Here is a 23,780-nt window from a genome sequence, read left to right as displayed (position 1 = left end):
ACCGGTGACCGGTGACCGGTGACCGGTGACCGGTGACCGGTGACCGGGATGGTCGCATCGGCTGATGCCGGCCATGGATGTCAAAGACCCCCAGCCGCTACCGACTGGGGGTCTTTTCGCTGGTGGGGCTAACAGGATTTGAACCTGTGGCCTCATCCTTATCAGGGATGCGCTCTAACCAACTGAGCTATAGCCCCGCCGCGCTCTGCGGTGTATGTCCCGCGCGCTGACTCCTGAAGATTAGCGCACGAGGCGGGCAGTCCCAAAATCGGTTGTCGCGCGACCGGCGAGCGGCGGTCACTCGTCCTCGGCGAGCGTCAGCTCCACGCCGCCGACGAAGCCGGCGGACAGGTTGTAGATGAACGCGCCGAGCGTGGCCAGCGCCGTCGCGAGGACGACGTCGATGACCGCGATGATCGTCGTGAACAGCAGCACGTTGGGCAGCGACAGGAAGGACTGCAGGTCGAAGCCGTTGGACTCGTTCGAGCCGGTCGCCTCGGAGACCGTGCTGCCGACCGACGAGAAGACGCCCATGGCGTCCATGACCATCCACAGCACGGCGGACGCGACGATCGTGCAGATGCCGAGCGCGATGGAGAGCAGGAAGCTGACCTTCATCACCGACCACGGGTCGGCCTTCGCCACGCGCAGGCGTGCCTTGCGCACGCGGGGCGTGGTACGGGCACCGGTGCGCGGACGGCGCACCGCGGCGGACGCGTTGCCGCCCTGGGTCTGGTAGGCCTGCGGCGGGTGGTACGGCCCGCCGGGCTGCTGGGGCTGCCGGTCTCCCGGCAGCGGCGAGGCCGCCGTTTCAGTCTGCTGGCCTCGGGTGTCCGTCACAGTTCCCCCCTGGGATCCATGCGTCTTGGACGAGCTCGCCGAGTGCGAATCGGTCGCGTCGTCGTCGATCTTGCGCAGTTGAGTCGTGTGCGAATCCGTCGCACGCGCGGCGAAGCCACGGCCGCCGCCGTCCGTTTCCGTACCCCTGGAGGTACCGGCCGATCCGGCGCCCGTGGCTCCGCTCACGATGACTCTCTCCTCGTGCTACTCGGCCGAGGGCGCCTCACCCTCGTCCGTGCCGGTGGTCGCGGCATCCTCGGCGGTCTCGTCGACGACCACATCGCCGTCGACCTCCTCCGCCTCGCGTCCCGCCTCGGCGTTGCGTGCGATGCCGACGACGGCATCGCGCTTGCCCAGATTGATCAGTTGGACACCCATGGTGTCACGGCCCGTCTCCCTGACCCCGCTGACTCGCGTACGAATCACACCGCCCGAGAGTGTGATGGCGAGGATCTCGTCGTGCTCCTCGACCACCAGCGCACCCACGAGCGACCCACGGTCCTCGACGATCTTGGCAGCCTTGATGCCGAGGCCGCCGCGGCCCTGGACGCGGTACTCGTCGACGGAGGTCCGCTTCGCGTACCCGCCGTCGGTGGCAGTGAACACGAACGTACCGGCTCGAACAACATTCATCGAGAGCAGCTCGTCCCCTTCACGGAAACTCATGCCCTTCACGCCCGAGGTGGCACGCCCCATCGGGCGCAGCGTGTCGTCCGAGGCGGTGAACCTGATCGACTGCGCCTTCTTGCTGATCAGCAGCAGATCGTCGTCGGCCGATACCAGTTCGGCTCCGATCAGCTCGTCATCCGAACCGTCCTCCTGCTCGCGCAGGTTGATGGCGATCACGCCGCCCGAGCGCGGCGAGTCGTAGTCCTTGAGCGGCGTCTTCTTCACCAGACCCGCCTTCGTGGCCAGGACCAGGTAGGGGACCGCCTCGTAGTCGCGGATCGCGCGGATCTGGGCGATCGTCTCGTCCGGCTGGAAGGCCAGCAGGTTCGCCACGTGCTGGCCGCGCGCGTCCCGGCCGGCGTCGGGCAGCTCGTAGGCCTTCGCCCGGTAGACCCGGCCCTTGTTGGTGAAGAACAGCAGCCAGTGGTGCGTGGTGGACACGAAGAAGTGGTTGACGATGTCGTCTTCCTTGAGCTTCGTGCCGCGTACGCCCTTGCCGCCGCGCTTCTGGGCCCGGTAGTCGTCGGTCTTGGTGCGCTTGATGTAGCCGCCCCGGGTGACCGTGACGACGATGTCCTCTTCGGCGATCAGGTCCTCGATGGACATGTCGCCCTCGTACGGGATCAGCTTGGTCTTGCGGTCGTCGCCGTACTTCTCGACGAGCGCGGTCAGCTCCTCGCCGACGATCCCGCGCTGGCGGACCGGGGAGGAGAGGATCTCGTTGTACTCGGTGATCTTCGCCTGGAGCTCGTCGTGCTCCCGGACAATCTTCTGGCGCTCCAGCGCCGCCAGGCGGCGCAGCTGCATCTCCAGGATCGCGTTGGCCTGGATCTCGTCGATGACGAGGAGGTCCATCAGGCCGCCGCGCGCGATCTCCACGGTGTCGCTGCGCCGGATCAGCGCGATGACCTCGTCGATGGCGTCCAGGGCCTTGAGCAGGCCGCGCAGGATGTGCGCCCGCTCCTCGGCCTTGCGCAGGCGGAACTTCGTACGCCGGACGATGACCTCGATCTGGTGGTTCACCCAGTGTCGGATGAACGCGTCCAGGGAGAGGGTGCGCGGGACGCCGTCGACCAGGGCCAGCATGTTGGCGCTGAAGTTCGACTGCAGGTCGGTGTGCTTGTACAGGTTGTTCAGCACGACCTTGGCGACCGCGTCCCGCTTGAGCACGATGACCAGGCGCTGGCCGGTGCGGGACGACGTCTCGTCACGGACGTCCGCGATCCCGCCGATCTTGCCGTCCTTCACCAGGTCGGCGATCTTCTGCGCGAGGTTGTCGGGGTTGGTCTGGTACGGCAGCTCCGTGACCACCAGGCACTGGCGGTTCTGGATCTCCTCGACCTCGACGACCGCGCGCATGGTGATCGAACCGCGCCCGGTGCGGTAGGCCTCCTCGATGCCCTTGCGGCCCACCACCAGCGCGCCGGTCGGGAAGTCGGGACCCTTGATGCGCTCGATGAGCGCGTCCAGCAGCTCCTCGTGCGAGGCCTCGTAGTTCTCCAGGTACCACTGGGCGCCGGCCGCGACCTCGCGCAGGTTGTGCGGCGGGATGTTGGTCGCCATGCCGACCGCGATACCGGCCGAGCCGTTGATCAGCAGATTCGGGAAGCGGGCGGGCAGGACGGTCGGCTCCTGGGAGCGGCCGTCGTAGTTGTCCGTGAAGTCGACGGTCTCCTCGTCGATGTCCCGGACCATCTCCATGGCCAGCGGCGCCATCTTGCACTCGGTGTACCGCATGGCCGCCGCCGGGTCGTTGCCCGGCGAACCGAAGTTGCCGTTGGAGTCGACGAGCGGCATCCGCATCGACCACGGCTGGGCGAGGCGGACCAGGGCGTCGTAGATGGAGGAGTCGCCGTGCGGGTGGTAGTTGCCCATGACGTCGCCGACGACGCGGGCGCACTTGTAGAAGCCGCGCTCGGGGCGGTAGCCACCGTCGTACATGGCGTACAGCACGCGGCGGTGCACGGGCTTGAGGCCGTCGCGGACGTCGGGCAGCGCACGCGAGACGATGACGGACATCGCGTAGTCGAGGTACGAGCGCTGCATCTCGGTCTCGAGCCCGACGGGCTCGACACGCATCGCCAGGGCGTCACCCTCGGGCGTCGTCACAGGAGTGTTCTCGTCGGTCATTGCTGGTGAAGATCCTTCCTGGTGCGGTCAGCTGAGACCGACTCAGATGTCGAGGAAGCGGACGTCCTTGGCGTTGCGCTGGATGAACGCGCGCCGTGCCTCGACGTCCTCGCCCATCAGCACCGAGAACAGGTCGTCGGCCTGCGCGGCGTCGTCCAGCGTGACCTGGCCGAGCACGCGGTGCTCCTGGTCCATGGTCGTGATGCGCAGTTCCTCGGCGTTCATCTCGCCGAGACCCTTGAAGCGCTGCACGGAGTCCTCGCGGATGCGCTTGCCGGCGTTGCGGCCCATCTCGATCAGCGCGTCGCGCTCACGGTCGGAGTACGCGTACTCGAAGTCGTCCCGGCCCCACTTGATCTTGTAGAGCGGCGGACGGGACAGGTACACGTGGCCGGCCTCGACCAGCGGCCGCATGAAGCGGAACAGGAAGGTCAGCAGCAGGGTGTTGATGTGCTGGCCGTCGACGTCGGCGTCCGCCATCAGGATGATCTTGTGATAGCGGAGCTTCTCGATGTCGAAGTCCTCGTGCACGCCCGTGCCGAACGCGGAGATCATCGCCTGGATCTCCTGGTTCTGCAGGATCCGGTCGATGCGCGCCTTCTCGACGTTGAGGATCTTGCCGCGGATCGGGAGGATCGCCTGGTACTGCGGGTTACGGCCGGACTTGGCCGAGCCGCCGGCGGAGTCGCCCTCCACGATGAAGATCTCGCACTTGACCGGGTCGTTCGACTGGCAGTCGGACAGCTTGCCCGGCAGCGACGCCGTCTCCAGCAGGCCCTTACGACGGGTCAGGTCACGGGCCTTGCGGGCCGCCACGCGCGCGGTGGCCGCCTGGATGCCCTTGCGGATGATGTCCGCCGCCTCGTTCGGATTGCGGTCGAGCCAGTCGGCCAGGCGCTCGTAGACCACCCGCTGGACGAAGGTCTTGACCTCCGTGTTGCCCAGCTTGGTCTTGGTCTGGCCCTCGAACTGCGGCTCGCCCAGCTTCACCGAGATGATCGCCGTCAGACCCTCGCGGACGTCGTCACCCGTGAGGTTGTCGTCCTTCTCGCGCAGCAGGCGCTTGTCGCGCGCGTACTTGTTGATGAGCGAGGTCAGCGCCGCACGGAAGCCCTCCTCGTGCGTACCGCCCTCGTGGGTGTGGATGATGTTGGCGAAGGAGTAGACACCCTCGGTGTAACCGCCGTTCCACTGCATCGCGATCTCGAGCGACAGGCTCTTGTCCCTGTCCTCGGCCTCGAGGTCGATCACGGTGGGGTGCACCAGCTCTCCCTTGCGGGAGTTGAGGTACTTCACGAAGTCGACGATGCCGCCCTCGTAGTGGTACGAGACGGTCTTGACCTCGTGCTTCTCGTCCTCGCCCGCCTCGTCCGCGCCGGCGGTGGCCTTCGCCGACTCACGCTCGTCGGTGAGGTTGATCCTCAGGCCCTTGTTGAGGAAGGCCATCTCCTGAAAGCGCCGGGAGAGCGTCTCGAAGGAGTAGTCGGTGCTCTCGAAGATGTCACCGTCGGCCCAGAAGGTGACCGACGTGCCGGTCTCCTCGGTGGCCTCGTGCCGGGCCAGCGGTGCCGTGGGGACACCCAGCTTGTAGTCCTGCGTCCAGCGGTAGCCGTCGGTCCTGACCTCTACGGCAACCCTCGTGGAGAGGGCGTTGACGACGGAGACACCCACGCCGTGCAGACCACCCGAGACCGCGTAGCCGCCGCCGCCGAACTTGCCGCCCGCGTGCAGCACGGTCAGCACGACCTCCACTGCGGGCTTGCCCTCGGAGGGGACGATGCCCACCGGGATGCCACGGCCGTTGTCGACGACCCGGACACCGCCGTCCGCGAGGATCGTGACGTCCACCGTGTCCGCGTGGCCGGCGAGCGCCTCGTCGACGGAGTTGTCCACGACCTCCTGCACCAGGTGATGCAGGCCACGTTCACCGGTCGAGCCGATGTACATGCCGGGTCGCTTGCGGACCGCGTCCAGGCCCTCGAGGACGGTGATGGCACTGGCGTCGTACGAGGCGGGCGCCTCGGCGTTCGAGGTGCTCACCGCGTCGCTCACGCCGGTGTCGGTGGACGGGTTGTTCTCGTTGGGGTTGCCGGAATCGGCCACGAAGCGCCCTTTCTGGCACAGCACGAGCCGGGCTCGTCGGCAGGTTGCCGGAGCGGCTGCGGCATGTTGCGTTGGTAAGCCTTGATCAGCGTTGCTCAGCTAGTCCCGGACGGTCCCCACGTTCGGGGCGGGATTGTCTTCCATTCTACCGGTACCACTGACACTGATGGGGGTTTGCCGGTACCTGAGTCCGCATGTGCCGCCCTGAACGAGGCTCGTCCGACTCCCGATATGGGGATGGGGGCCCCAAGAGGCTCACAACGGCACTCAGCGCTTCGAGGCGTCAACCCTTGGCTACTTGGGAGTCAGATCGTGATTCGCAACCGCGTGCGGTTGTGTGACGAAGAGAGTGTCGGCGGTTCACACCCACCGCAGACACCCAATTATGTGAGGTACATCACCCACCTTTGACGGGGTGCCAGACCACCGTCAGACCACCGTCAGACCGCCCGCACACCGCGCCCGCGGCTCACCCGTAGGTGTCGCCCGGGCCCCGGCTGCCGGGCGCGCGCAGCGGCCCGTAACGACGACCGGGACCACCGGCGCCACCGGGCCCCAGCACCTTGATCACCCGCACCGACCCGTGTCCGAGATCCTCGTTCAGGCGGGCCACCAGCGTCGGGGCGAGCAGCCGCAGATTCGTCGCCCACGCCGTCGAATCGCACCGGACGACCAGCACCCGCTCGTCCTCGTCGTACCGCTCCGGCACACAGTGCTTGGCCACGTCCGCACCGACGATCTCCGGCCAGCGGCCCATCACCCCGCCCACGGCGGCCGGCGTCTCCCAGCCGCGCTCGGTGATCAGCCGGTTGATCGCCGAACCCAACGCCATCGGATCACGGCCGTCGGCACGCGCCCCGGAGCGCAGGCCGCCGCGCCGTGCCTGCTTCTTCTGCTGCGCCGCGTCACCACGCGCCCGTGCCGCCTCCCGCGCCGCCCTGAGTGCCACCCGCGCGAGGTCGACGCCCGACGGCTCCGGGCCGCCCTTGCCGTTCGCGCCCTCATCGGAGGGCCCCCCGGGGACCGGCTCGTCCCCGCTCATACGCGCTCCACCGAACCCTCGGCCACCGTGAACCGCACACCCGCCAGCACACCCGGAACATCGTCGTCGACCGCGGCCGTCACCAGCACCTGCTCACCGGGCGCCACCAGCTCGGCCAGCCGCTCCCGGCGCCGGGCGTCCAGCTCGGCGAAAACGTCGTCGAGGACGAGGACCGGCTCGTTGCCCTCCGCTCTGAGGAGATCGAACGACGCCAGCCGCAACGCCAGGGCGTAGGACCACGACTCGCCGTGGGAGGCGTACCCCTTGGCCGGCAGCTGACCGAGTTTGAGAAGCAGATCGTCCCGGTGCGGCCCCACCAGGGTGACGCCCCGCTCGATCTCCTGCTTGCGAGCCTCGGCGAGCGCGGCCATCAGCTGCTCGAACAGATCCTCGCGCGTGTGCGCGTCACCGGGCGCGGACGGCTTGTACTCGAGGGCGACGGGACCACCACCCGGGGCCAGCTGCTCGTACGCCTTGTCCGCCAGCGGCTGCACGGCGGCGATCAGGTCGAGGCGCTGAGCCAGCAACTCGGCACCCGCGCGCGCGAGGTGCTGGTCCCAGACGTCGAGCGTCGACAGGTCCATCGTGCGGCCGCCGTGGCGGCGGGCGAGCGCGGCCGACTTCAGCAGGGTGTTGCGCTGCCTCAGGACCCGTTCGTAGTCGGATCGCACCCCGGCCATGCGCGGGGAGCGGGCAGTGATCAGCTCGTCCAGGAAGCGGCGTCGCTCACCGGGATCGCCCTTCACCAGCGCGAGGTCCTCGGGCGCGAACAGCACGGTGCGCACGATGCCCAGCACGTCACGCGGCCTGACCTGGGAGGACCTGTTGATACGGGCTCGGTTGGCGCGGCCCGGGTTCAGCTCCAGCTCGATCAGCTGCTGCCGCTCTCCCTGCCGGACCTGGGCGCGGATCACGGCGCGCTCGGCGCCCACGCGCACCAGGGGGGCGTCGGAGGAGACCCGGTGGCTGCCGAGGGTTGCCAGGTAGCCGACCGCCTCGACGAGGTTCGTCTTGCCCTGCCCGTTCGGGCCGACGAAGGCGGTGACGCCCGGGTCCAGCGGGACCTCGACCCGGGCGTACGAACGGAAGTCGGCCAGCGACAGATGCGTGACGTGCATGGTCGTTCGCCGACCTCCCCAACCTTCGGGTGTTGACCTTCAGGCGTTGACCTTCGGGTATCTGCTACTTCTTCTCGACCGCGTGGCCGCCGAACTGGTTTCGCAGCGCGGCGATCATCTTCATCTGCGGCGAGTCGTCCTGCCGGGACGCGAACCGCGCGAACAGCGACGCCGTGATCGCCGGCAGCGGCACCGCGTTGTCGATGGCCGCCTCCACGGTCCAGCGTCCCTCGCCGGAGTCCTGTGCATAACCCCGCAGCCCGCCCAGGTGCTCGTCCTCGTCGAGCGCGTTGACCGCCAGGTCCAGCAGCCAGGAACGGATCACCGTGCCCTCCTGCCAGGACCGGAAGACCTCGCGGACGTTCTCCACGGAGTCGACCTTCTCCAGCAGCTCCCAGCCCTCGGCGTAGGCCTGCATCATCGCGTACTCGATGCCGTTGTGGACCATCTTCGCGAAGTGGCCCGCGCCGACCTTGCCGGCGTGCACGGCGCCGAAGTCGCCCTCCGGCTTGAGGGCGTCGAAGACCGGCTGCACCTTGGCGACGTTCTCGGCGTCGCCGCCGTACATCAGCGCGTAACCGTTCTCCAGGCCCCAGACGCCGCCGGAGACACCGCAGTCGACGAAGCCTATGCCCTTGGCGGCCAGCTCCCCGGCGTGCTTCTCGTCGTCCGTCCAGCGGGAGTTCCCGCCGTCCACGACGACGTCACCGGGCTCCAGCAGCTCGCCGAGCCGGTCGACGGTGGCCTGGGTCGCCTCGCCGGCCGGGACCATGACCCAGACCACGCGCGGGGCGCTGAGCTTGCCCACAAGCTCTTCCAGGCTGTGCACATCGGCGAGATCCGGATTGCGGTCGTATCCGACGACGGTGTGGCCCGCGCGGCGGATCCGCTCGCGCATGTTGCCGCCCATTTTGCCGAGGCCGACGAGACCGAGCTCCATCAGTTGCGTTCCTTAGGTGTGCGAGGTGGCGGGGCGGCACGTCCCAACCCGCCGGAAGCGTGCCGTGGCACTTTCGTACCCGCGTCCGAGCCTAAACCCGGACGCCCGTGCACAGCTGTGGGCGTACGCGCTCATACGTACGCCCTCACCTGCGGGCTTACCCTCACCCTGTGGACAACCGGCGCCGAGCCGCGAGGGCTCAGCCGCTCAGCCGCACCGGCATGATCAGGTACTTGTAGGCCTCGTCGGCCTCGGCGTCCACCGCGGGCTTGCCGCTGAGCAGCGCCGGCTTCGTGGACGTCGTGAAGGACAGCTGGGCCACCGGCGAGTCGATCGCGCTCAGACCGTCCAGCAGGAAGGTCGGGTTGAAGGCGATCGAGATGTCGTCGCCCTCCAGCTGCGCGTCGACCCTTTCCACAGCCTGTGCGTCGTCGCTGGAGCCCGCCTCCAGGATGAGCACGCCCTGCTCGAAGCTGAGCCGTACCGGGGTGTTGCGCTCGGCGACCAGGGCCACGCGCTTGACGGCCTCCACGAAGGGGGCGGTCTCGATCACGGCGACGCTGTTGAACTCCGTCGGGAAGAGCGTCTTGTACTTCGGGAGGTCGCCCTCCAGCAGACGCGTCGTCGTCCGGCGGCCCGCACCCTCGAAGCCGATGAGGCCCTCGCCCGCGCCCGAGCCGGACAGCGCCAGGATCACCTGGTCGCCGCTGGTCAGCGCCTTGGCGGTGTCCTGGAGCGTCTTGGCGGGCACCAGGGCGACCGCGGAGACCTCCGGGTTCTCCGGCTTCCACAGGAACTCGCGGACCGCGAAGCGGTAGCGGTCGGTGGAGGCCAGCGTCACCGAGTCGCCCTCGATCTCGATGCGCACACCGGTGAGGACGGGCAGCGTGTCGTCACGGCCGGCGGCGATGGCGACCTGCTGCACGGCCGAGGCGAAGACCTCGCCGGGGACCGTGCCGGTCGCCTCCGGCATCTGCGGCAGCGCCGGGTACTCCTCCACCGGCAGGGTGTGGAGGGTGAAGCGGGAGGAGCCGCAGACCACCGTCGCCCGTACACCGTCTGTGGAAATCTCCACCGGCCGGTTGGGGAGGGCGCGGGAGATGTCGGCGAGCAGGCGGCCGGAGACGAGGACCGTGCCCTCCTCCTCGATCTCCGCCTCGACCGAGACCCGTGCGGAGACCTCGTAGTCGAAGCTGGACAGGCTCAGCTGCCCCTCCTCGGCCTTCAGCAGCAGGCCCGCGAGGACCGGCGCCGGCGGACGGGCCGGGAGGCTGCGAGCCGCCCAGGCCACTGCCTCCGCGAGTACGTCGCGTTCCACCCGGATCTTCACTGTTGCCGCCTCCTGCTGTTGCCGGCGCTTCTCGCCCTGCCTGGCCTTCGTCGTCTGGGTCGGTGTCGTCGGACCCCGTGGGGGGCAGAACACCGGGGACCAGTCTGACGCACCCCACTGACAGTAGGTGCCGTTCGGGGTCAAGTCGTGACGAGGGGCGGTCGGGCTCGAGAGGGCGAGTTGTGCACAGGACCCGCTTCGAAACGAATTCCGCACTCTCTCTAGTCGGGAGTAGTAGTAGGGCCTGTGGAAACCGTGGATAACCTCGTTTGCGCAGGTCAGAGCACGAATTTTGTCCACCGGGCCTGTGGGCGGAGCCGGTGGACAACCGGGCGTATCTGTGGAGAACAGAAAGTTCTGCACACTCCGTGCACAGGCAGAGGCGACTTCTCCCCAGAGCCGTCCCCAGGTTTACCCACGTTTCCCACAGCCCAACCAGGCGCCTTGATGTGACGCCTTTCACTCGACGCGGTGACAGGGCGCGTCGCGTTGCCGAACAGTGGACAGGCATGTGGAGAAGCTGGGGATCGCTGGGGACAACATGCCCCAGCCTGTGGGTTGCCCGTGGACAACTTGATGCACAGCCTGTGGACCCACTCGTTGTCCACAGCCTGTGGAGATCCTTCGTCCACGAATCCACAGGGAGCTGACCTGGCCTGATGATTCCTCAACACCCTGGCCTGTGGACAGGATCGGGACAACTTCCCGGTCCCCAAGGTGTGGACGGAAAAAAGTCGCCGAATCTGTGGAGAGAGGCCGTAACCCGGAAGGTATTCGAACACCGGGAGCGGGGCGGAGAGGGGCCCCGAAGGCGGCGAGGGTCGCCGGCGGGCCACGGAAGGGCGCTTGCGGGCACGGAGGAGGGGCCGTCCGCAGGCACGGAGGGCCCTCCGCAGGCACGTAAAACAGGCACGTAAAAGGCGCCCCGGCGAGTGCTCGGGGCGCCTCGGTGGCCGGCGTCTGCGTCCGGGGCTGGGCCGGTGGCCGTCAGCCGTTCTTGATGCGGTTGGTCAGCTCGGTCACCTGGTTGTAGATGGAGCGCCGCTCGGCCATCAGATTGCGGATCTTGCGGTCGGCGTGCATCACCGTGGTGTGGTCCCGGCCGCCGAACAGTGCACCGATCTTCGGCAGCGAGAGGTCCGTCAGCTCGCGGCACAGGTACATGGCGATCTGCCGGGCCGTCACCAGCGCGCGCCCGCGCGAGGTGCCGCACAGGTCCTCGACGGTGAGGCCGAAGTAGTCGGCGGTCGCGCCCATGATGGCCGTGGACGTGATCTCGGGAGCCGAGTCCTCACCGCCGGGAATCAGGTCCTTGAGGACGATCTCCGTCAGCCCGAGGTCGACCGGCTGCCGGTTGAGCGAGGCGAACGCCGTCACCCGGATCAGCGCGCCCTCCAGCTCGCGGATGTTGCGTGAGATCCGGGACGCGATGAACTCCAGTACCTCCGGCGGGGCGTTGAGCTGCTCCTGCACCGCCTTCTTGCGCAGGATCGCGATGCGGGTCTCCAGCTCGGGCGGCTGGACGTCCGTGATCAGGCCCCACTCGAAACGGTTCCGCAGCCGGTCCTCCAGCGTGACGAGCTGTTTGGGGGGCCGGTCGGAGGACAGGACGATCTGCTTGTTGGCGTTGTGGAGCGTGTTGAAGGTGTGGAAGAACTCCTCCTGCGTCGACTCCTTGTCCGCGAGGAACTGGATGTCGTCGACGAGCAGGATGTCCATCTCGCGGTAGCGCTTGCGGAAACTGTCGCCCTTGCCGTCGCGGATGGAGTTGATGAACTCGTTGGTGAACTCCTCGGAGCTCACGTAGCGCACGCGTGTGCCGGGATAGAGGCTGCGGGCGTAGTGCCCGATGGCGTGCAGCAGATGGGTCTTGCCGAGGCCCGACTCCCCGTAGATGAAGAGGGGGTTGTAGGCCTTCGCGGGGGCTTCGGCCACCGCGACGGCCGCCGCGTGGGCGAAGCGGTTGGAGGCGCCGATGACGAAGGTGTCGAAGAGGTACTTCGGGTTCAGCCGTGCGGTCGGTTCGCCGGGTCCGGTCGCCGGCGCGGGTTGTGCGGCCAGCGGGCCGGGGGCACCGGTGGCGGGGCCGGGGCCGACGGGGCCGCCGCGGTGGACGTGGCCGGAACCGGAAGGCGGCTCGGGCAGGTCCCGCCGGGGGCCGCGCTGGTCGTAGTCGCCGCGCGGCTGGTCGTAGTCGTTGCGGGGCTGCTCGTGGTCGCCGCGCTCGTGACCACCGCGTTCGTAGTCGCCGCGCTCGTGACCACCGCGTTCGTGACCGCCGCGTTCGTAGTCGCCGCGCTCGTATCCGCCGCGCTGGGAGTCGTAGGGCGGGCGGTCGGGCGACTGCGGACGGTAGTCCTGCTGATACGAGTCCTTGGGATACGAGTCCTTGGGATACGAGTCCTTGGGATACGAGTCCTTGGGGTACGGCTCCTGGCCGTAGGTTTCCTGGGGCGGTGATGCGTAGGGGTCCCGTTCGGGGAAGCCGAGGCGCTGCTGCTGCCAGCCGTAGTCGTCCTGCTGCGTGGGGCGCGGCCAGGAGCCCGGCTCGGGGCGCTGATACTCCTGCGGGTAGGCGGGGCGTGCGGTGGGGAGCTGGTCGGCGCGGTGGCGGCCGTACCCCTCGTACTCGTCGCGGCCGCCCTGGCCCTGCCCCTGCCCCTGGCCGGGGGCAGGGAGCTCGGGCTCCTCGTAGCGGGGCTGTGGGCGGGTGGGCGGCGCCTGAGGGGCAGGGGGCGCGGGTTCGCCGGCGGTGTCGTCGACGGTGATCGCGATGCGGATGGGGCGGCCGCATTCGCGGCTCAGGGTCTCGCTGACGACGGGGGCGAGACGGCCCTCCAGTACGCCCTTCGCAAATTCGTTCGGTACGGCGAGCAGAGCGGTGTCGGCGACCAGCGCGAGGGGCTGGCAGCGCCGGATCCAGTGCTCGTCCTTCGACTCGACGCCCTGCCCGCGGCCCTCCCCGAGGAGTTGCTCCAGTACGCGTGGCCACACTGCGGCAAGATCGGCAGGTACGTCAGCCACAGGGCACGCTCTCTCACGAGTCCCTCGAAGGTGTGATTCGGGGACGGGTCGGGATGAAACTCGGGTGGGGCAGGGATAAGGGAACGAATCGGAGTTCAGTCACGGTAGTCAGCGCGGCCGGTAGGGTTCAAGTTGTTGTCCCCAGCCTGTGGACAAGTGTCTCCCGGTCACCGCTGGTTTGACCGAATGGCGCAGTCCCACGTACCGTGACCAGGTCGAGTTGTCGATGGCTGCTGCCGCCTGCCTCCGATGGGCACAGGTCACGTCCAAGGTGATCGAAAAGCGGTGCACTCGGGCGTAACGCGAGCTACTCGTGGGCGCACGGTGACAGCCAGGACGGCACCCCGCCAACCCCGATTCTTTCTGGAGCCCCCGAGTGAGCAAGCGCACCTTCCAGCCGAACAACCGTCGCCGCGCGAAGACCCACGGTTTCCGGCTGCGTATGCGGACCCGTGCCGGCCGCGCGATTCTCGCGACTCGCCGCAGCAAGGGTCGCGCCCGTCTGTCCGCCTGATCCCGGTCAGGTCATGACATCGTGCTGCCCACCGAGAACCGGCTGAGGCGGCGCGAGGACTTCGCGACCGCGGTACGACGAGGCCGCCGGGCCGGACGCCCGGCTCTCGTCGTCCACCTTTCAAGCGGTGCCACGGACCCGCACGCGCCTGGGGAGAGCGCTCCCCCGACACGTGCGGGTTTCGTCGTGAGCAAAGCTGTGGGTGGTGCGGTGGTGCGCAACAAGGTGAAGCGCAGGCTTCGCCATCTGATGCGCGACCGGATCGACCTGTTTCCCCCCGGTAGCCTGGTAGTCGTACGAGCGCTACCCGGTGCGGGTGACGCCGACCATGCACAGCTGGCCCGAGACCTGGACGCCGCCCTGACGCGGCTACTGGGAGGGGGCGCGCGATGAAGTACCCGCTGCTGGCTCTGATCAAGCTGTACCAGTGGACGATCAGTCCACTGCTGGGGCCGGTGTGCAAGTACTACCCGTCGTGTTCCCACTACGGCTACACGGCCGTCGACCGGCACGGTGCTCTCAAGGGCACGGCGCTCACCGCCTGGCGCATCCTGCGGTGCAATCCGTGGTCGCCGGGCGGCGTGGACCATGTTCCGCCGCGGAAGCGCCCGCGGTGGCACGAAATGCTGCGTGACGCCTGGCGTGCACGCAAGGGCGGGCCCTCCGCCGCCGAACCGGCCATCGAAGGACAGGCCTCTCCCACGAGTCCGTCCAGCCCTTCGAGCCCGGCCGCAGAGACCCAGTCCCATGCCCAAGGAGCATGATTAGTGGACACGATTGCCAGCCTCTTCAGCTTCATCACGACACCTGTCTCCTGGGTCATCGTCCAGTTCCACAGCGTGTACGGCGCCATCTTCGGCCCGGACACCGGATGGGCCTGGGGCCTGTCCATCGTGTCCCTGGTGATCCTCATCCGTATCTGCCTGATCCCGCTCTTCGTGAAGCAGATCAAGGCGACGCGCGGGATGCAGACGCTCCAGCCGGAGATGAAGAAGATCCAGGAGCGCTACAAGAACGACAAGCAGCGCCAGTCCGAAGAGATGATGAAGCTGTACAAGGAGACGGGTACCAACCCGCTCTCCTCGTGCCTTCCCATCCTGGCGCAGTCCCCGTTCTTCTTCGCCCTGTACCACGTGCTCAACAGCATCGCGTCGAACGACACCATCGGCGTGATCAACGACCGCCTGCTGGAGAGCGCGCAGAAGGCCCACATCTTCGGTGCGCCGCTGGCGGCGAAGTTCACCGACGGCTCCTCCAAGGTGGAGGCCCTCGGGTCCTCGCTGACGGACGTCCGGGTCGTCACCGCGATCATGATCGTGCTGATGTCGGCGTCGCAGTTCTTCACTCAGCGCCAGCTGATGACGAAGAACGTCGACACGACGGTGAAGACGCCGTTCATGCAGCAGCAGAAGATGCTGATGTACGTCTTCCCGGTCATGTTCGCCGTCTTCGGCATCAACTTCCCCGTCGGTGTCCTCGTCTACTGGCTGACCACGAACGTGTGGACCATGGGCCAGCAGATGTACGTCATCCGCAACAACCCGACGCCGGGTTCCAAGGCCCAGGCGGCCTACCTGGATCGCCTGCACAAGAGCGTCACCCAGCACGGCAAGACGCGTGGTCGTGGTGAGAAGGCCATCGTGAAGGCCATCGTCGCCAAGGGCCGGGACCGCAACGAGTTCGAGCGGAAGTTCATCAACGGTCTGAACAAGGCGGGCCTCGCGGCCCAGACCGACGGCACCGTACTGAAGAGCGACACCGCTGTCGCCGCCCAGACCGAGGACGGTGCGACCGTGGCCACTCCGGCCACGCCCAAGCGCCAGCAGCCCAAGCGGCAGAGCAAGTCTCAGCGCCAGTCCGTGAAGGCGGCCGGCGAGTCCGAGCCCAAGACCTCGCTGACCAAGTCGGACGAGCCGCAGGACGGCAAGCAGGACGCCAAGCCTGCCGCCGCCAAGAAGCCGGCGCAGAAGTCCGGCGGCGGTGGCCGCAGCAAGGCCCAGTCCGGACAGCGCAAGGGCCCGCAGCGGCCCAAGTCCCCGTCGAAGAAGTAAGAAGGAGTCCATCCCGTGACGGAAGGCACCACCTCCGCCGCTGCCGAGGGCGCAGACACCCTGACTCGTCTCGAGAACGAGGGCGAGATCGCCGCGGACTACCTGGAGGGTCTGCTCGACATCGCCGACCTCGACGGCGACATCGACATGGACGTCGAGGCCGACCGTGCCTCTGTCTCGATCGTCAGCGACACGAACAGCCGTGACCTGCAGAAACTGGTCGGCCGGGACGGCGAGGTGCTGGAGGCTCTGCAGGAGCTCACGCGCCTGGCCGTGCACCGGGAGACCGGTGACCGCAGCCGGCTGATGCTCGACATCGCGGGATACCGGGCCAACAAGCGTGCCGAGCTCTCCGAGCTGGGCGCCAAGGCCGCGGCCGAGGTGAGGAGCAGCGGCGAGCCCGCGCGGCTGAAGCCGATGACTCCGTTCGAGCGCAAGGTCGTGCACGACGCGGTCAAGGCGGCGGGGCTGCGCAGCGAGTCCGAAGGCGAGGAGCCGGAGCGCTTCGTCGTCGTGCTTCCCGCCTGATCGGCCCCCCACGTTCTCCGGCCCCGTCTGTTGCGCAGGCGGGGCCGAATTTTGTCAGCCTGATAGTTCTGGTGGTTCTGGCAGCGGCGACTGGTGCGCCGATGCCGTACGGAAGGACGGTCCCCCGTGACGGAGGCAGCGGAGCTTCCCCCTGTGCCCGAGCAGGCACGCACCGTGTTCGGTGATCGGTACGCGGATGCGGTCCGCTACGCCGAGCTGCTCGCCGAGGCGGGGGTGAAGCGCGGCCTGATCGGCCCGCGTGAGGTTCCCCGCCTGTGGGAGCGGCACCTGTTGAACTGTGCGGTGCTCTCGGAGGTCGTGCCCGAGGGCGTGACGGTGTGCGACGTCGGTTCCGGTGCCGGATTGCCCGGGATCCCTCTTGCACTCGTCCGGGAGGACCTGAAGATCACGCTTCTGGAGCCGCTGCTGCGGCGCACGAACTTCCTGACCGAGGTCGTGGAGCTGCTGGGCCTGGACCATGTCACCGTGGTGCGCGGTCGGGCCGAGGAGGTCATGGGGAAGATGCCGCCGGTGCATGTGGTGACTGCCCGTGCGGTTGCTCCGCTGGACCGCCTCGCCACCTGGGGGGTTCCGCTGCTTCGCCCCTACGGCGAGATGCTCGCCCTGAAGGGCGACACGGCCGAGGAGGAGCTGAAGGCCGCGGCCACGGCACTGAGCAAGCTGGGGGCGGTGGAGACGTCCATCCTGCACGTCGGCGAGGGGATCGTGGATCCCACGTCCACCGTGGTGCGAGTCGAGGTCGGGGAGAGCCCGGGCGGCGTGCGCTTTGCCGCCAAGCGGGCCAAGGCGGCCCGGACAGGGCGGGCGCGGCGGCGTCGCGGTTAGTCTCACTCGGCTGCGGCGGCACTGGTGCGTCCTGATGGTGAGCCGTACTCCACACAAGCTGCCAAACCTACGCATGCCGGAGTGTCGCGACAGTTCGGCCTCGGCTGCTGTGCATCGTGTTTCACGTGAAACGTCGCTCACTGCTGCACGGCATCATCAGTCGCGGTCGCGCCGCGGCCGACCCCCGCGACCGAAAGCCTCTCGGGTCGCTCGGAGAGGGTACGGAGTTGTCCACAGAGGTGGATTTCTCCACAGAAGACCAGGCCTCACTGGTTCATGACCCCGAAGACATGGGAGGCTCTGTTCATTGCGAGCCTGAAGTCGAGGAGAGTGAATCCTTGCGGTCCGACGCCAATATCGCGGGACCGATGACCGATCCGGTCCCCGGTCCCCGTACCGAGTCGATGGGGGCGGATGTTTCACGTGAAACACCGCCTCCGATGGACGACACTCCGATCGGTCGTGCTGCCCAACTGGCGGTGGAAGCTCTGGGTCGCGCCGGCGAAGGGCTGCCGCGGCCCGAGCAGACCAGGGTCATGGTGGTCGCCAATCAGAAGGGCGGCGTGGGAAAGACGACGACGACCGTCAACCTTGCCGCGTCGCTCGCCCTGCACGGTGCCCGGGTTCTGGTCGTCGACCTCGACCCGCAAGGCAACGCCTCCACCGCGCTGGGCATCGACCACCACGCCGACGTCCCATCCATCTACGACGTTCTGGTCGAGAGCAGGCCACTGTCGGAGGTGGTCCAGCCGGTTCCCGACGTCGAGGGCCTCTTCTGTGCACCCGCCACGATCGATCTCGCCGGTGCGGAGATCGAGCTGGTCTCTCTGGTGGCACGAGAGAGTCGGCTTCAGCGGGCGATCCAGGCGTACGAGCAGCCGCTGGACTACATCCTCATCGACTGCCCGCCTTCCCTCGGTCTGCTGACGGTCAACGCGCTCGTCGCGGGCCAGGAGGTGCTGATCCCGATCCAGTGCGAGTACTACGCGCTGGAAGGGCTGGGGCAGCTGCTGCGCAACGTCGACCTGGTTCGGGGGCACCTCAACCCCACCCTGCATGTGTCGACGATCCTGCTCACCATGTATGACGGCCGGACGCGGCTCGCGTCTCAGGTCGCCGACGAGGTGCGTAGTCACTTCGGCGACGAGGTGCTGCGGACGAGCATTCCCCGTTCGGTCCGTATCTCCGAGGCCCCGAGCTACGGGCAGACGGTACTGACCTACGATCCAGGATCGAGCGGAGCCCTTTCCTATCTGGAGGCGGCACGCGAGATCGCGCTGAAGGGTGTGGGCGTCAGCTACGACGCGACGCACGCCCACATCGGCGCTCAGAACGACCCGAGCATGGTGGAGGGGATCCAGTGAGTGAGCGACGGAGGGGGCTGGGCCGCGGTCTGGGCGCACTGATCCCCAATGCCCCGACGGAGAAGTCGGTGGCTTCGGCGGCGCTGGGGAATGCGGCTTCCGCGTCCCCGGGCACGATGCCTCTGCTGCCGAACGACCGCGGGGTGGCCGCAGCGAAGGTGGCCACGCTGCCTCCTGTTCCACGTGAAACGGAGGAGTCGGCGGCACCCAGTAGTTCGGCACTGGGCGGTGTGGACTCGCTGAGGTCGCCCGTGGGGGCGCACTTCGCGGAGGTCCCGCTCGACGCGATCACACCGAACCCGAAGCAGCCGCGCAAGGACTTCGACGACGAAGCCCTTGCAGAGCTCGTCACCTCCATCAGGGAGGTCGGTCTCCTCCAGCCGGTCGTGGTCCGGCAGACCGGGCCCGGGCGCTACGAGCTCATCATGGGTGAGCGCCGTTTCCGGGCTTGCCGCGAGCTGGAGATGGAGGCCATCCCGGCGATCGTGCGGGCCACGGAGGACGAGAAGCTCCTCCTGGACGCACTGCTGGAGAACCTTCACCGGGCTCAGCTCAACCCGCTGGAAGAGGCCTTCGCCTACGACCAGCTGCTGAAGGACTTCAACTGCACGCATGACCAGCTCGCGGATCGCATCGGCCGCTCCCGCCCTCAGGTCTCCAACACCCTCCGCCTGCTGAAGCTCTCGCCGAAGGTGCAGAACCGGGTCGCGGCCGGGGTGCTTTCCGCCGGGCACGCACGGGCGCTGGTCTCCGTGGAGGACCCGGAGCAGCAGGACCGACTGGCTCATCGGATCGTGTCCGAGGGGCTTTCGGTGCGATCGGTCGAAGAGATCGTGACCCTGATGGGTTCCAGGCCACAGAAGCCACAGCGGGCCAAGGGACCGCGGGCCGGGTCCCTGGTCTCCCCGGCGCTCTCGGACTTGGCGACGCGACTCTCGGACCGTTTCGAGACGCGGGTGAAGGTCGACCTGGGGCAGAAGAAGGGCAAGATCACCGTGGAGTTCGCTTCCATGGAGGACCTTGAGCGGATCCTTGGGAGCCTTGCTCCCGGTGAAGGGCCCGTGCTCCAGAAGGGCCTCCTGGAGAGCGAAGCCGAAGATTCCGACTCCTGAGGCACGGGCAGGTGGAGCGCTTCTCGGTGCTCCACCTGCCGGCGGGGCGGGTCGTGTCCGGTGTGAACCGGAACACGGCCCGCCCTTTGCTTTCCGTCGCTGTCGGGCTCACCGCATCGTGGATACGATGCGATCAGGAAGGCGCAAGCACCTGGCAGAACCTCTGAGAGGAAGGCAGGGGCCATGCGAACGATGAGCCGTACCGGACTGGTGAGCGCGGGCCTGGGGCTGGGCGCGGTCGGTGGGTTCATCGGCAGCCTGCTCAGGGAGCGGAGCGCTCTGACAGCCGCCCGCGACGCGGCGGGCGAAGGAAGCGAGGAACAGCCTTCATGGGGCGCCGGCTCGTACCGCTCACGCTGGACAACCTTCAGGACCTTCCCCAGCGCTGTCGCTCGTGCGTCTTCTGGGAGCTGGACCCTGTCAGCGGTGAAGCTGCGGTAAAGGAGGGCACCCCGGCCCTGGAGAAGGAATCCTGGATCTCCGCCGTCCTGCTGGACTGGGGATCATGCGGGCGGGTGGTCTATGTCGACGACGTGCCGGTGGGCTTCGTCCTCTACGCACCTCCCGCGTACGTACCGCGGTCGTCGGTGTTTCCCACGAGTCCCGTCTCGCCCGACGCGGTGCAGTTGATGACCGCCTTCGTGATGCCGGGATACCAGGGACAGGGACTGGGCCGAGTGATGGTCCAGACGGTCGCCAAGGACCTCCTGCGCCGGGGCTTCAAGGCGATCGAGGCGTTCGGGGACGCCCGCTGGAAGGAGCCCGCCTGCGTCCTGCCGGCTGACCATCTGCTGGCTGTGGGCTTCAAGACCGTCCGGCCCCATCCCAGCCATCCGCGGCTGCGGTTGGATCTCCGGTCCACGCTGTCCTGGAAGGAAGACGTGGAGATGGCATTGGACCGGCTACTCGGAGCCGTCCAGAAGGAACCCGCGTTGCGGCCGCTGTAGCGGAGCGGTGGTACCGAAGGCCGCTGTAAAGCGAATGGGCCGACCCGTCCGGGTCGGCCCATTCGTGTTTCACGTGAAACGTCAGTCGGCGATGAAGTCCTCGAGGTCGCGAACGATCGCGGCCTTCGGCTTGGCGCCGACGATGGTCTTGGCGACCTCTCCACCCTGGTAGACGTTCAGGGTCGGGATGGACATGACGCCGTACTTGGCGGCCGTACCCGGGTTCTCGTCGATGTTCAGCTTGACGATCTCGATCTTGTCGCCGTACTCGGCGGCGATGGCTTCGAGGGACGGCGCGATCTGGCGGCACGGGCCGCACCAGGCGGCCCAGAAGTCCACCAGGACGGGCTTGTCGTTCTTGAGGACGTCCTCATCGAAGGAGTCGTCGGTCACATGCTTCAGGGTGCCGGCCACGGCGGGCTCCTTAATTGGTTGGTGCGTGGGGTGGACGGGGGTCAGACAGCGGTCTTCTCGGGCTCGGCCTTGTCCTCGTCGGTGAGCGCGGCGAGGAAACGCTCGGCGTCGAGCGCGGCGGAGCAACCGGTGCCGGCGGCGGTGATCGCCTGGCGGTAGGTGTGGTCGACCACGTCACCGGCGCCGAAGACACCGGTCAGGTTGGTCCGGGTCGATGGGGCGTCGACCTTCAGGTAGCCCTCCGGGTCCAGATCGAGCTGGCCCTTGAAGAGCTCGGTACGCGGGTCGTGGCCGATCGCGATGAACAGGCCGGTCACCGCCAGGTCCGAGAGCTCGCCGGTCTTGACGTTGCGCAGCTTCAGGCCCGACAGCTTCTGGTCGCCCTGAACTTCTGCGACCTCGCTGTCCCAGACGAACGTGATCTTGGGGTCGGCGAAGGCACGCTCCTGCATCGCCTTGGACGCGCGCAGGGTGTCACGGCGGTGGACGATCGTCACGGACTTGGCGAAGCGGGAGAGGAACGTGGCCTCCTCCATCGCGGTGTCACCGCCGCCGATCACGGCGATGTCCTGATCCTTGAAGAAGAAGCCGTCACAGGTCGCGCACCAGGAGACACCACGGCCGGACAGGGCGTCCTCGTTCGGCAGCCCGAGCTTGCGGTGCTGGGAACCGGTGGTGATGATGACGGCCTTGGCCCGGTGGACCGTGCCCGCGGTGTCGGTGACCGTCTTGATCTCACCGTCCAGGTCGACGGCGACGACATCGTCCGGGATGAGCTCGGCACCGAAGCGCTCGGCCTGGGCGCGCATGTTGTCCATGAGCTCGGGGCCCATGATGCCGTCCTGGAAGCCCGGGAAGTTCTCCACCTCTGTGGTGTTCATCAGCGCGCCGCCGGCGGTGACGGCGCCCTCGAACACCAGCGGCTTCAGCGACGCGCGCGCGGTGTAGAGCGCCGCCGTGTAGCCGGCGGGCCCGGAGCCGATGATGATCACGTTTCGGACGTCGCTCACGGCTTCATTCCTCGTCTCTGGACTGCGTCTTCAGGGCCGGGTGGAGCTTCTCTCGGAGCTCTCACCCCACCCAACGGATCCTACGGGGCGCGCATTCCCGCTGTGTCCGGGCACACGGGGCCGAGGGGGCCCGGGCATACGGGAAGAGGGCAGAACGGGAGATCTCAGGGATGCGCGTAGGAGTGCTTCAGAAGGACTTCCGCCTTGCTGACAGCAGGCTGAGACACACACGTCGACTCGACGATGTACGCGGTGACACGGCTGTCGTTGGAGGCGTCGGGCAGCACTACCAGCAGGGCTTCCTTGCCCTTGTAGACGCCTTCCTTCGTGGCCAGTGCCGCGTCGTCGCGGCCGATGCCCTTCTGGATACATGCAGGGACCGTCGGCTGCTTGAAGACGCGGTTCTCACCACCGGTCTCGGACTCCATGCCGAAGCTGCGCGGCGTACGCGGTCCGTTCTGCGCGCCCTGCCCGTCGGCGATGAGATCAGCGACCTGTGCCTTCAGCCTTCCCTCGGAGAAGGTGTCCGCGAGCGCTGTGTCGTCGGACGGGCTGCCTCCGGTGACGGAGGAGACGATCACGGAGCCGAGCCCGATGGCGGCAGCGGCGGCCACGGCGCCGAGAAGGGCGATCCTGCGCCGACCGCCACGCCTGCGGTCCTTACGTCCCGGGCCGGTGGAGGAAGGCCGGGCGTGCCCGGCGGGCCGACCCGCGGCAGCCGATGTTTCACGTGAAACATGCGCGCTGTCGTTCCCGTCGGAGGCAGCAGGCGCCGCGGTGGCAGGTGTCGGCTCGTGGATCTCTGGCCCTGTGGCCCTCAGCGGCACCTCGGCCGCCAGGGCGGCGTCGATTCGGCCGGCCACGTCGTCGGGCATCCTCATCGGCCCCGGCAGCGTGCCGAGCAGTCCCTGGATCTCCTCCAGCGAGGCGTATACGTCCGCGCAGAGTTCGCAGGTCTCCAGATGCTGTCGTACGTCCGTGGTCCGGGACGGCGGCAGCAGGCCTTCGGCGAGGTCGGAGATCTCCGCGACGTCCGGGTGCCCGGTCATGTCTGTCGTCGACGACGTCACGCTCGTCCACCTCCGCCCTTCACTGCGGCTGAATCGCTCGGCCCTGGGTCCGGCGGGCCCACAGGGCGCGGTCCCGCTGCGGGTGGGACGGCTGTCCCCTGCGTCCGGTTCCGTCTCGTACCCGACTTCGTGTCCTCGCCGCTGCCGTCCGGGCGCAGGTGGGTGAGGAGAGGCAGCAGTCTGGCTCTGCCTCGGGCGCACCGGCTCTTGATCGTGCCGACCGGCACGTCGAGGATCCGGGCGGCCTCCGCGACGGGGTAGCCCTGCATATCCACCAGGACGAGGGCGGCCCGCTGGTCGGCCGGCAGGGTGCCCAGTGCCTCCAGCAGCTGGCGGTGCAGGTCATTGCGCTCTGCGGGGGCCGAGGCCGACTCGTGCGGCTCCAGGAGCTGCTCCAGGCGCTCGGTGTCGTCGACGGGGGCGGTCTTCCGGGAGGCGGCCTTGCGGACGCGGTCCAGGCAGGCGTTCACCGTGATCCGGTGCAGCCAGGTCGTGACGGCTGCCTGGCCGCGGAACGTGTGGGCGGCACGGTAGGCGGAGACGAGCGCGTCCTGAACGGCGTCAGCGGCCTCCTCCCGGTCCCCCAGCGTCCGCAGAGCCACCGCCCAGAGCCGGTCCCGGTGACGGCGTACGAGCTCACCGAAGGCGTCGGGGTCGCCCTCGACGTGGAGGGTGAGGAGATCTTGATCGTCCACTCCGTCATACCCGGCGCCGTCCACCATCGGACC

General features: G+C 68.2%; 21 protein-coding genes and 1 tRNA gene. 9 read left to right on the top strand and 13 right to left on the bottom strand.

Translation table 11 applies throughout. From position 1 onward, the window contains the following. Positions 1-120: 120 nt before the first annotated feature. The 9 genes from ACZ4V1_RS11375 to dnaA all read right to left on the bottom strand — a co-directional run bounded on the left by ACZ4V1_RS11375 (position 121) and on the right by dnaA (position 13,196). Positions 121-197 (bottom strand) — tRNA-Ile (locus ACZ4V1_RS11375). A gap of 100 nt (positions 198-297) precedes the next feature. Beyond that, positions 298-1,026 carry a DUF3566 domain-containing protein gene (locus ACZ4V1_RS11370; protein WP_468332873.1) on the bottom strand — a complete coding sequence of 243 codons (729 nt, stop codon included), beginning with the start codon at positions 1,024-1,026 and terminating at the stop codon, positions 298-300. Positions 1,027-1,044: 18 nt separating this feature from the next. Continuing rightward, on the bottom strand, positions 1,045-3,639 hold the full coding sequence (gene gyrA / locus ACZ4V1_RS11365; RefSeq protein WP_468332870.1) for a DNA gyrase subunit A: 2,595 nt from the start codon (positions 3,637-3,639) through the stop codon (positions 1,045-1,047). A gap of 42 nt (positions 3,640-3,681) precedes the next feature. Continuing rightward, on the bottom strand, positions 3,682-5,742 hold the full coding sequence (gyrB, locus tag ACZ4V1_RS11360; RefSeq protein WP_468332867.1) for a DNA topoisomerase (ATP-hydrolyzing) subunit B: 2,061 nt from the start codon (positions 5,740-5,742) through the stop codon (positions 3,682-3,684). Between the two features lie 469 nt (positions 5,743-6,211). Beyond that, positions 6,212-6,784: a DciA family protein gene (locus tag ACZ4V1_RS11355; RefSeq protein ID WP_468332864.1), complete on the bottom strand. Its 573-nt coding sequence runs from the start codon at positions 6,782-6,784 to the stop codon at positions 6,212-6,214. Next, the gene (recF, locus tag ACZ4V1_RS11350) at positions 6,781-7,902 is read right to left on the bottom strand and encodes a DNA replication/repair protein RecF (protein WP_468332861.1); all 1,122 of its coding nucleotides are present in this window, start codon (positions 7,900-7,902) and stop codon (positions 6,781-6,783) included. Before recF ends, ACZ4V1_RS11355 begins: the two co-directional genes overlap by 4 nt. 64 nt (positions 7,903-7,966) lie before the next feature. Then, positions 7,967-8,842 (bottom strand): phosphogluconate dehydrogenase (NAD(+)-dependent, decarboxylating), encoded by an 876-nt coding sequence (gene gnd / locus ACZ4V1_RS11345; RefSeq protein WP_468332858.1) that lies wholly within the window; start codon positions 8,840-8,842, stop codon positions 7,967-7,969. A gap of 199 nt (positions 8,843-9,041) precedes the next feature. Beyond that, complete coding sequence (gene dnaN / locus ACZ4V1_RS11340) at positions 9,042-10,172, bottom strand: DNA polymerase III subunit beta (protein ID WP_121748020.1); 1,131 nt, start codon at positions 10,170-10,172, stop codon at positions 9,042-9,044. Positions 10,173-11,159: 987 nt separating this feature from the next. After that, positions 11,160-13,196 (bottom strand): chromosomal replication initiator protein DnaA, encoded by a 2,037-nt coding sequence (gene dnaA, locus ACZ4V1_RS11335; protein WP_468332854.1) that lies wholly within the window; start codon positions 13,194-13,196, stop codon positions 11,160-11,162. 376 nt (positions 13,197-13,572) lie between these two features. On the opposite strand from dnaA, the gene rpmH reads away from it, so the two are divergent. From rpmH to ACZ4V1_RS11290, 9 genes are all read left to right on the top strand, one after another. Next, complete coding sequence (rpmH, locus tag ACZ4V1_RS11330) at positions 13,573-13,710, top strand: 50S ribosomal protein L34 (protein WP_003975051.1); 138 nt, start codon at positions 13,573-13,575, stop codon at positions 13,708-13,710. Positions 13,711-13,731: 21 nt separating this feature from the next. Further along, on the top strand, positions 13,732-14,103 hold the full coding sequence (gene rnpA, locus ACZ4V1_RS11325; protein WP_468332851.1) for a ribonuclease P protein component: 372 nt from the start codon (positions 13,732-13,734) through the stop codon (positions 14,101-14,103). Further along, positions 14,100-14,474, top strand: coding sequence for a membrane protein insertion efficiency factor YidD (yidD, locus tag ACZ4V1_RS11320; protein WP_468332848.1), 375 nt, complete (start codon positions 14,100-14,102; stop codon positions 14,472-14,474). Before rnpA ends, yidD begins: the two co-directional genes overlap by 4 nt. 3 nt (positions 14,475-14,477) lie before the next feature. Next, positions 14,478-15,761 (top strand): membrane protein insertase YidC, encoded by a 1,284-nt coding sequence (gene yidC, locus ACZ4V1_RS11315; protein WP_468332845.1) that lies wholly within the window; start codon positions 14,478-14,480, stop codon positions 15,759-15,761. 15 nt (positions 15,762-15,776) lie between these two features. Further along, on the top strand, positions 15,777-16,289 hold the full coding sequence (locus ACZ4V1_RS11310; protein WP_468332842.1) for a Jag family protein: 513 nt from the start codon (positions 15,777-15,779) through the stop codon (positions 16,287-16,289). A gap of 126 nt (positions 16,290-16,415) precedes the next feature. Next, positions 16,416-17,135: a 16S rRNA (guanine(527)-N(7))-methyltransferase RsmG gene (gene rsmG, locus ACZ4V1_RS11305; protein ID WP_468332839.1), complete on the top strand. Its 720-nt coding sequence runs from the start codon at positions 16,416-16,418 to the stop codon at positions 17,133-17,135. Between the two features lie 290 nt (positions 17,136-17,425). Further along, on the top strand, positions 17,426-18,499 hold the full coding sequence (locus ACZ4V1_RS11300) for a ParA family protein (protein WP_468333521.1): 1,074 nt from the start codon (positions 17,426-17,428) through the stop codon (positions 18,497-18,499). After that, complete coding sequence (locus tag ACZ4V1_RS11295) at positions 18,496-19,611, top strand: ParB/RepB/Spo0J family partition protein (RefSeq protein ID WP_468332836.1); 1,116 nt, start codon at positions 18,496-18,498, stop codon at positions 19,609-19,611. Before ACZ4V1_RS11300 ends, ACZ4V1_RS11295 begins: the two co-directional genes overlap by 4 nt. A 329-nt stretch (positions 19,612-19,940) precedes the next feature. Beyond that, positions 19,941-20,558, top strand: a complete 618-nt coding sequence (locus ACZ4V1_RS11290; protein ID WP_468332833.1) for a GNAT family N-acetyltransferase — start codon at positions 19,941-19,943, stop codon at positions 20,556-20,558. Positions 20,559-20,639: 81 nt separating this feature from the next. On the opposite strand, the gene trxA is transcribed toward ACZ4V1_RS11290, so the two are convergent. From trxA to sigM, 4 genes are all read right to left on the bottom strand, one after another. Next, the gene (gene trxA / locus ACZ4V1_RS11285) at positions 20,640-20,972 is read right to left on the bottom strand and encodes a thioredoxin (RefSeq protein ID WP_468332830.1); all 333 of its coding nucleotides are present in this window, start codon (positions 20,970-20,972) and stop codon (positions 20,640-20,642) included. A gap of 41 nt (positions 20,973-21,013) precedes the next feature. Continuing rightward, a complete protein-coding gene (gene trxB, locus ACZ4V1_RS11280; RefSeq protein WP_468332827.1) occupies positions 21,014-21,982 on the bottom strand; it encodes a thioredoxin-disulfide reductase in 969 nt (322 codons plus the stop codon). 164 nt (positions 21,983-22,146) lie between these two features. Then, the gene (locus ACZ4V1_RS11275; protein ID WP_468333518.1) at positions 22,147-23,031 is read right to left on the bottom strand and encodes an anti-sigma factor family protein; all 885 of its coding nucleotides are present in this window, start codon (positions 23,029-23,031) and stop codon (positions 22,147-22,149) included. Between the two features lie 17 nt (positions 23,032-23,048). Beyond that, complete coding sequence (gene sigM / locus ACZ4V1_RS11270) at positions 23,049-23,774, bottom strand: RNA polymerase sigma factor SigM (RefSeq protein ID WP_468332824.1); 726 nt, start codon at positions 23,772-23,774, stop codon at positions 23,049-23,051. Between the last annotated feature and the right edge of the window lie 6 nt (positions 23,775-23,780).

The organism is Streptomyces sp. NPDC028991 (assembly GCF_055564775.1).
Note: the sequence above shows the minus strand (reverse complement) of the source record. Positions and strands in the feature narration are given on the sequence as shown.

Bases quoted from the DNA above. Each gene is read 5' to 3' on its own strand.
- ACZ4V1_RS11300 (WP_468333521.1), top strand. From the start codon at position 17,426: ATGGGAGGCTCTGTTCATTGCGAGCCTGAAGTCGAGGAGAGTGAATCC.
- gyrA (WP_468332870.1), bottom strand. From the start codon at position 3,639: ATGACCGACGAGAACACTCCTGTGACGACGCCCGAGGGTGACGCCCTG.
- ACZ4V1_RS11355 (WP_468332864.1), bottom strand. From the start codon at position 6,784: ATGAGCGGGGACGAGCCGGTCCCCGGGGGGCCCTCCGATGAGGGCGCG.
- recF (WP_468332861.1), bottom strand. From the start codon at position 7,902: ATGCACGTCACGCATCTGTCGCTGGCCGACTTCCGTTCGTACGCCCGG.
- ACZ4V1_RS11290 (WP_468332833.1), top strand. From the start codon at position 19,941: ATGGGGCGCCGGCTCGTACCGCTCACGCTGGACAACCTTCAGGACCTT.
- sigM (WP_468332824.1), bottom strand. From the start codon at position 23,774: ATGGTGGACGGCGCCGGGTATGACGGAGTGGACGATCAAGATCTCCTC.
- yidD (WP_468332848.1), top strand. From the start codon at position 14,100: ATGAAGTACCCGCTGCTGGCTCTGATCAAGCTGTACCAGTGGACGATC.
- gnd (WP_468332858.1), bottom strand. From the start codon at position 8,842: ATGGAGCTCGGTCTCGTCGGCCTCGGCAAAATGGGCGGCAACATGCGC.
- ACZ4V1_RS11275 (WP_468333518.1), bottom strand. From the start codon at position 23,031: ATGACCGGGCACCCGGACGTCGCGGAGATCTCCGACCTCGCCGAAGGC.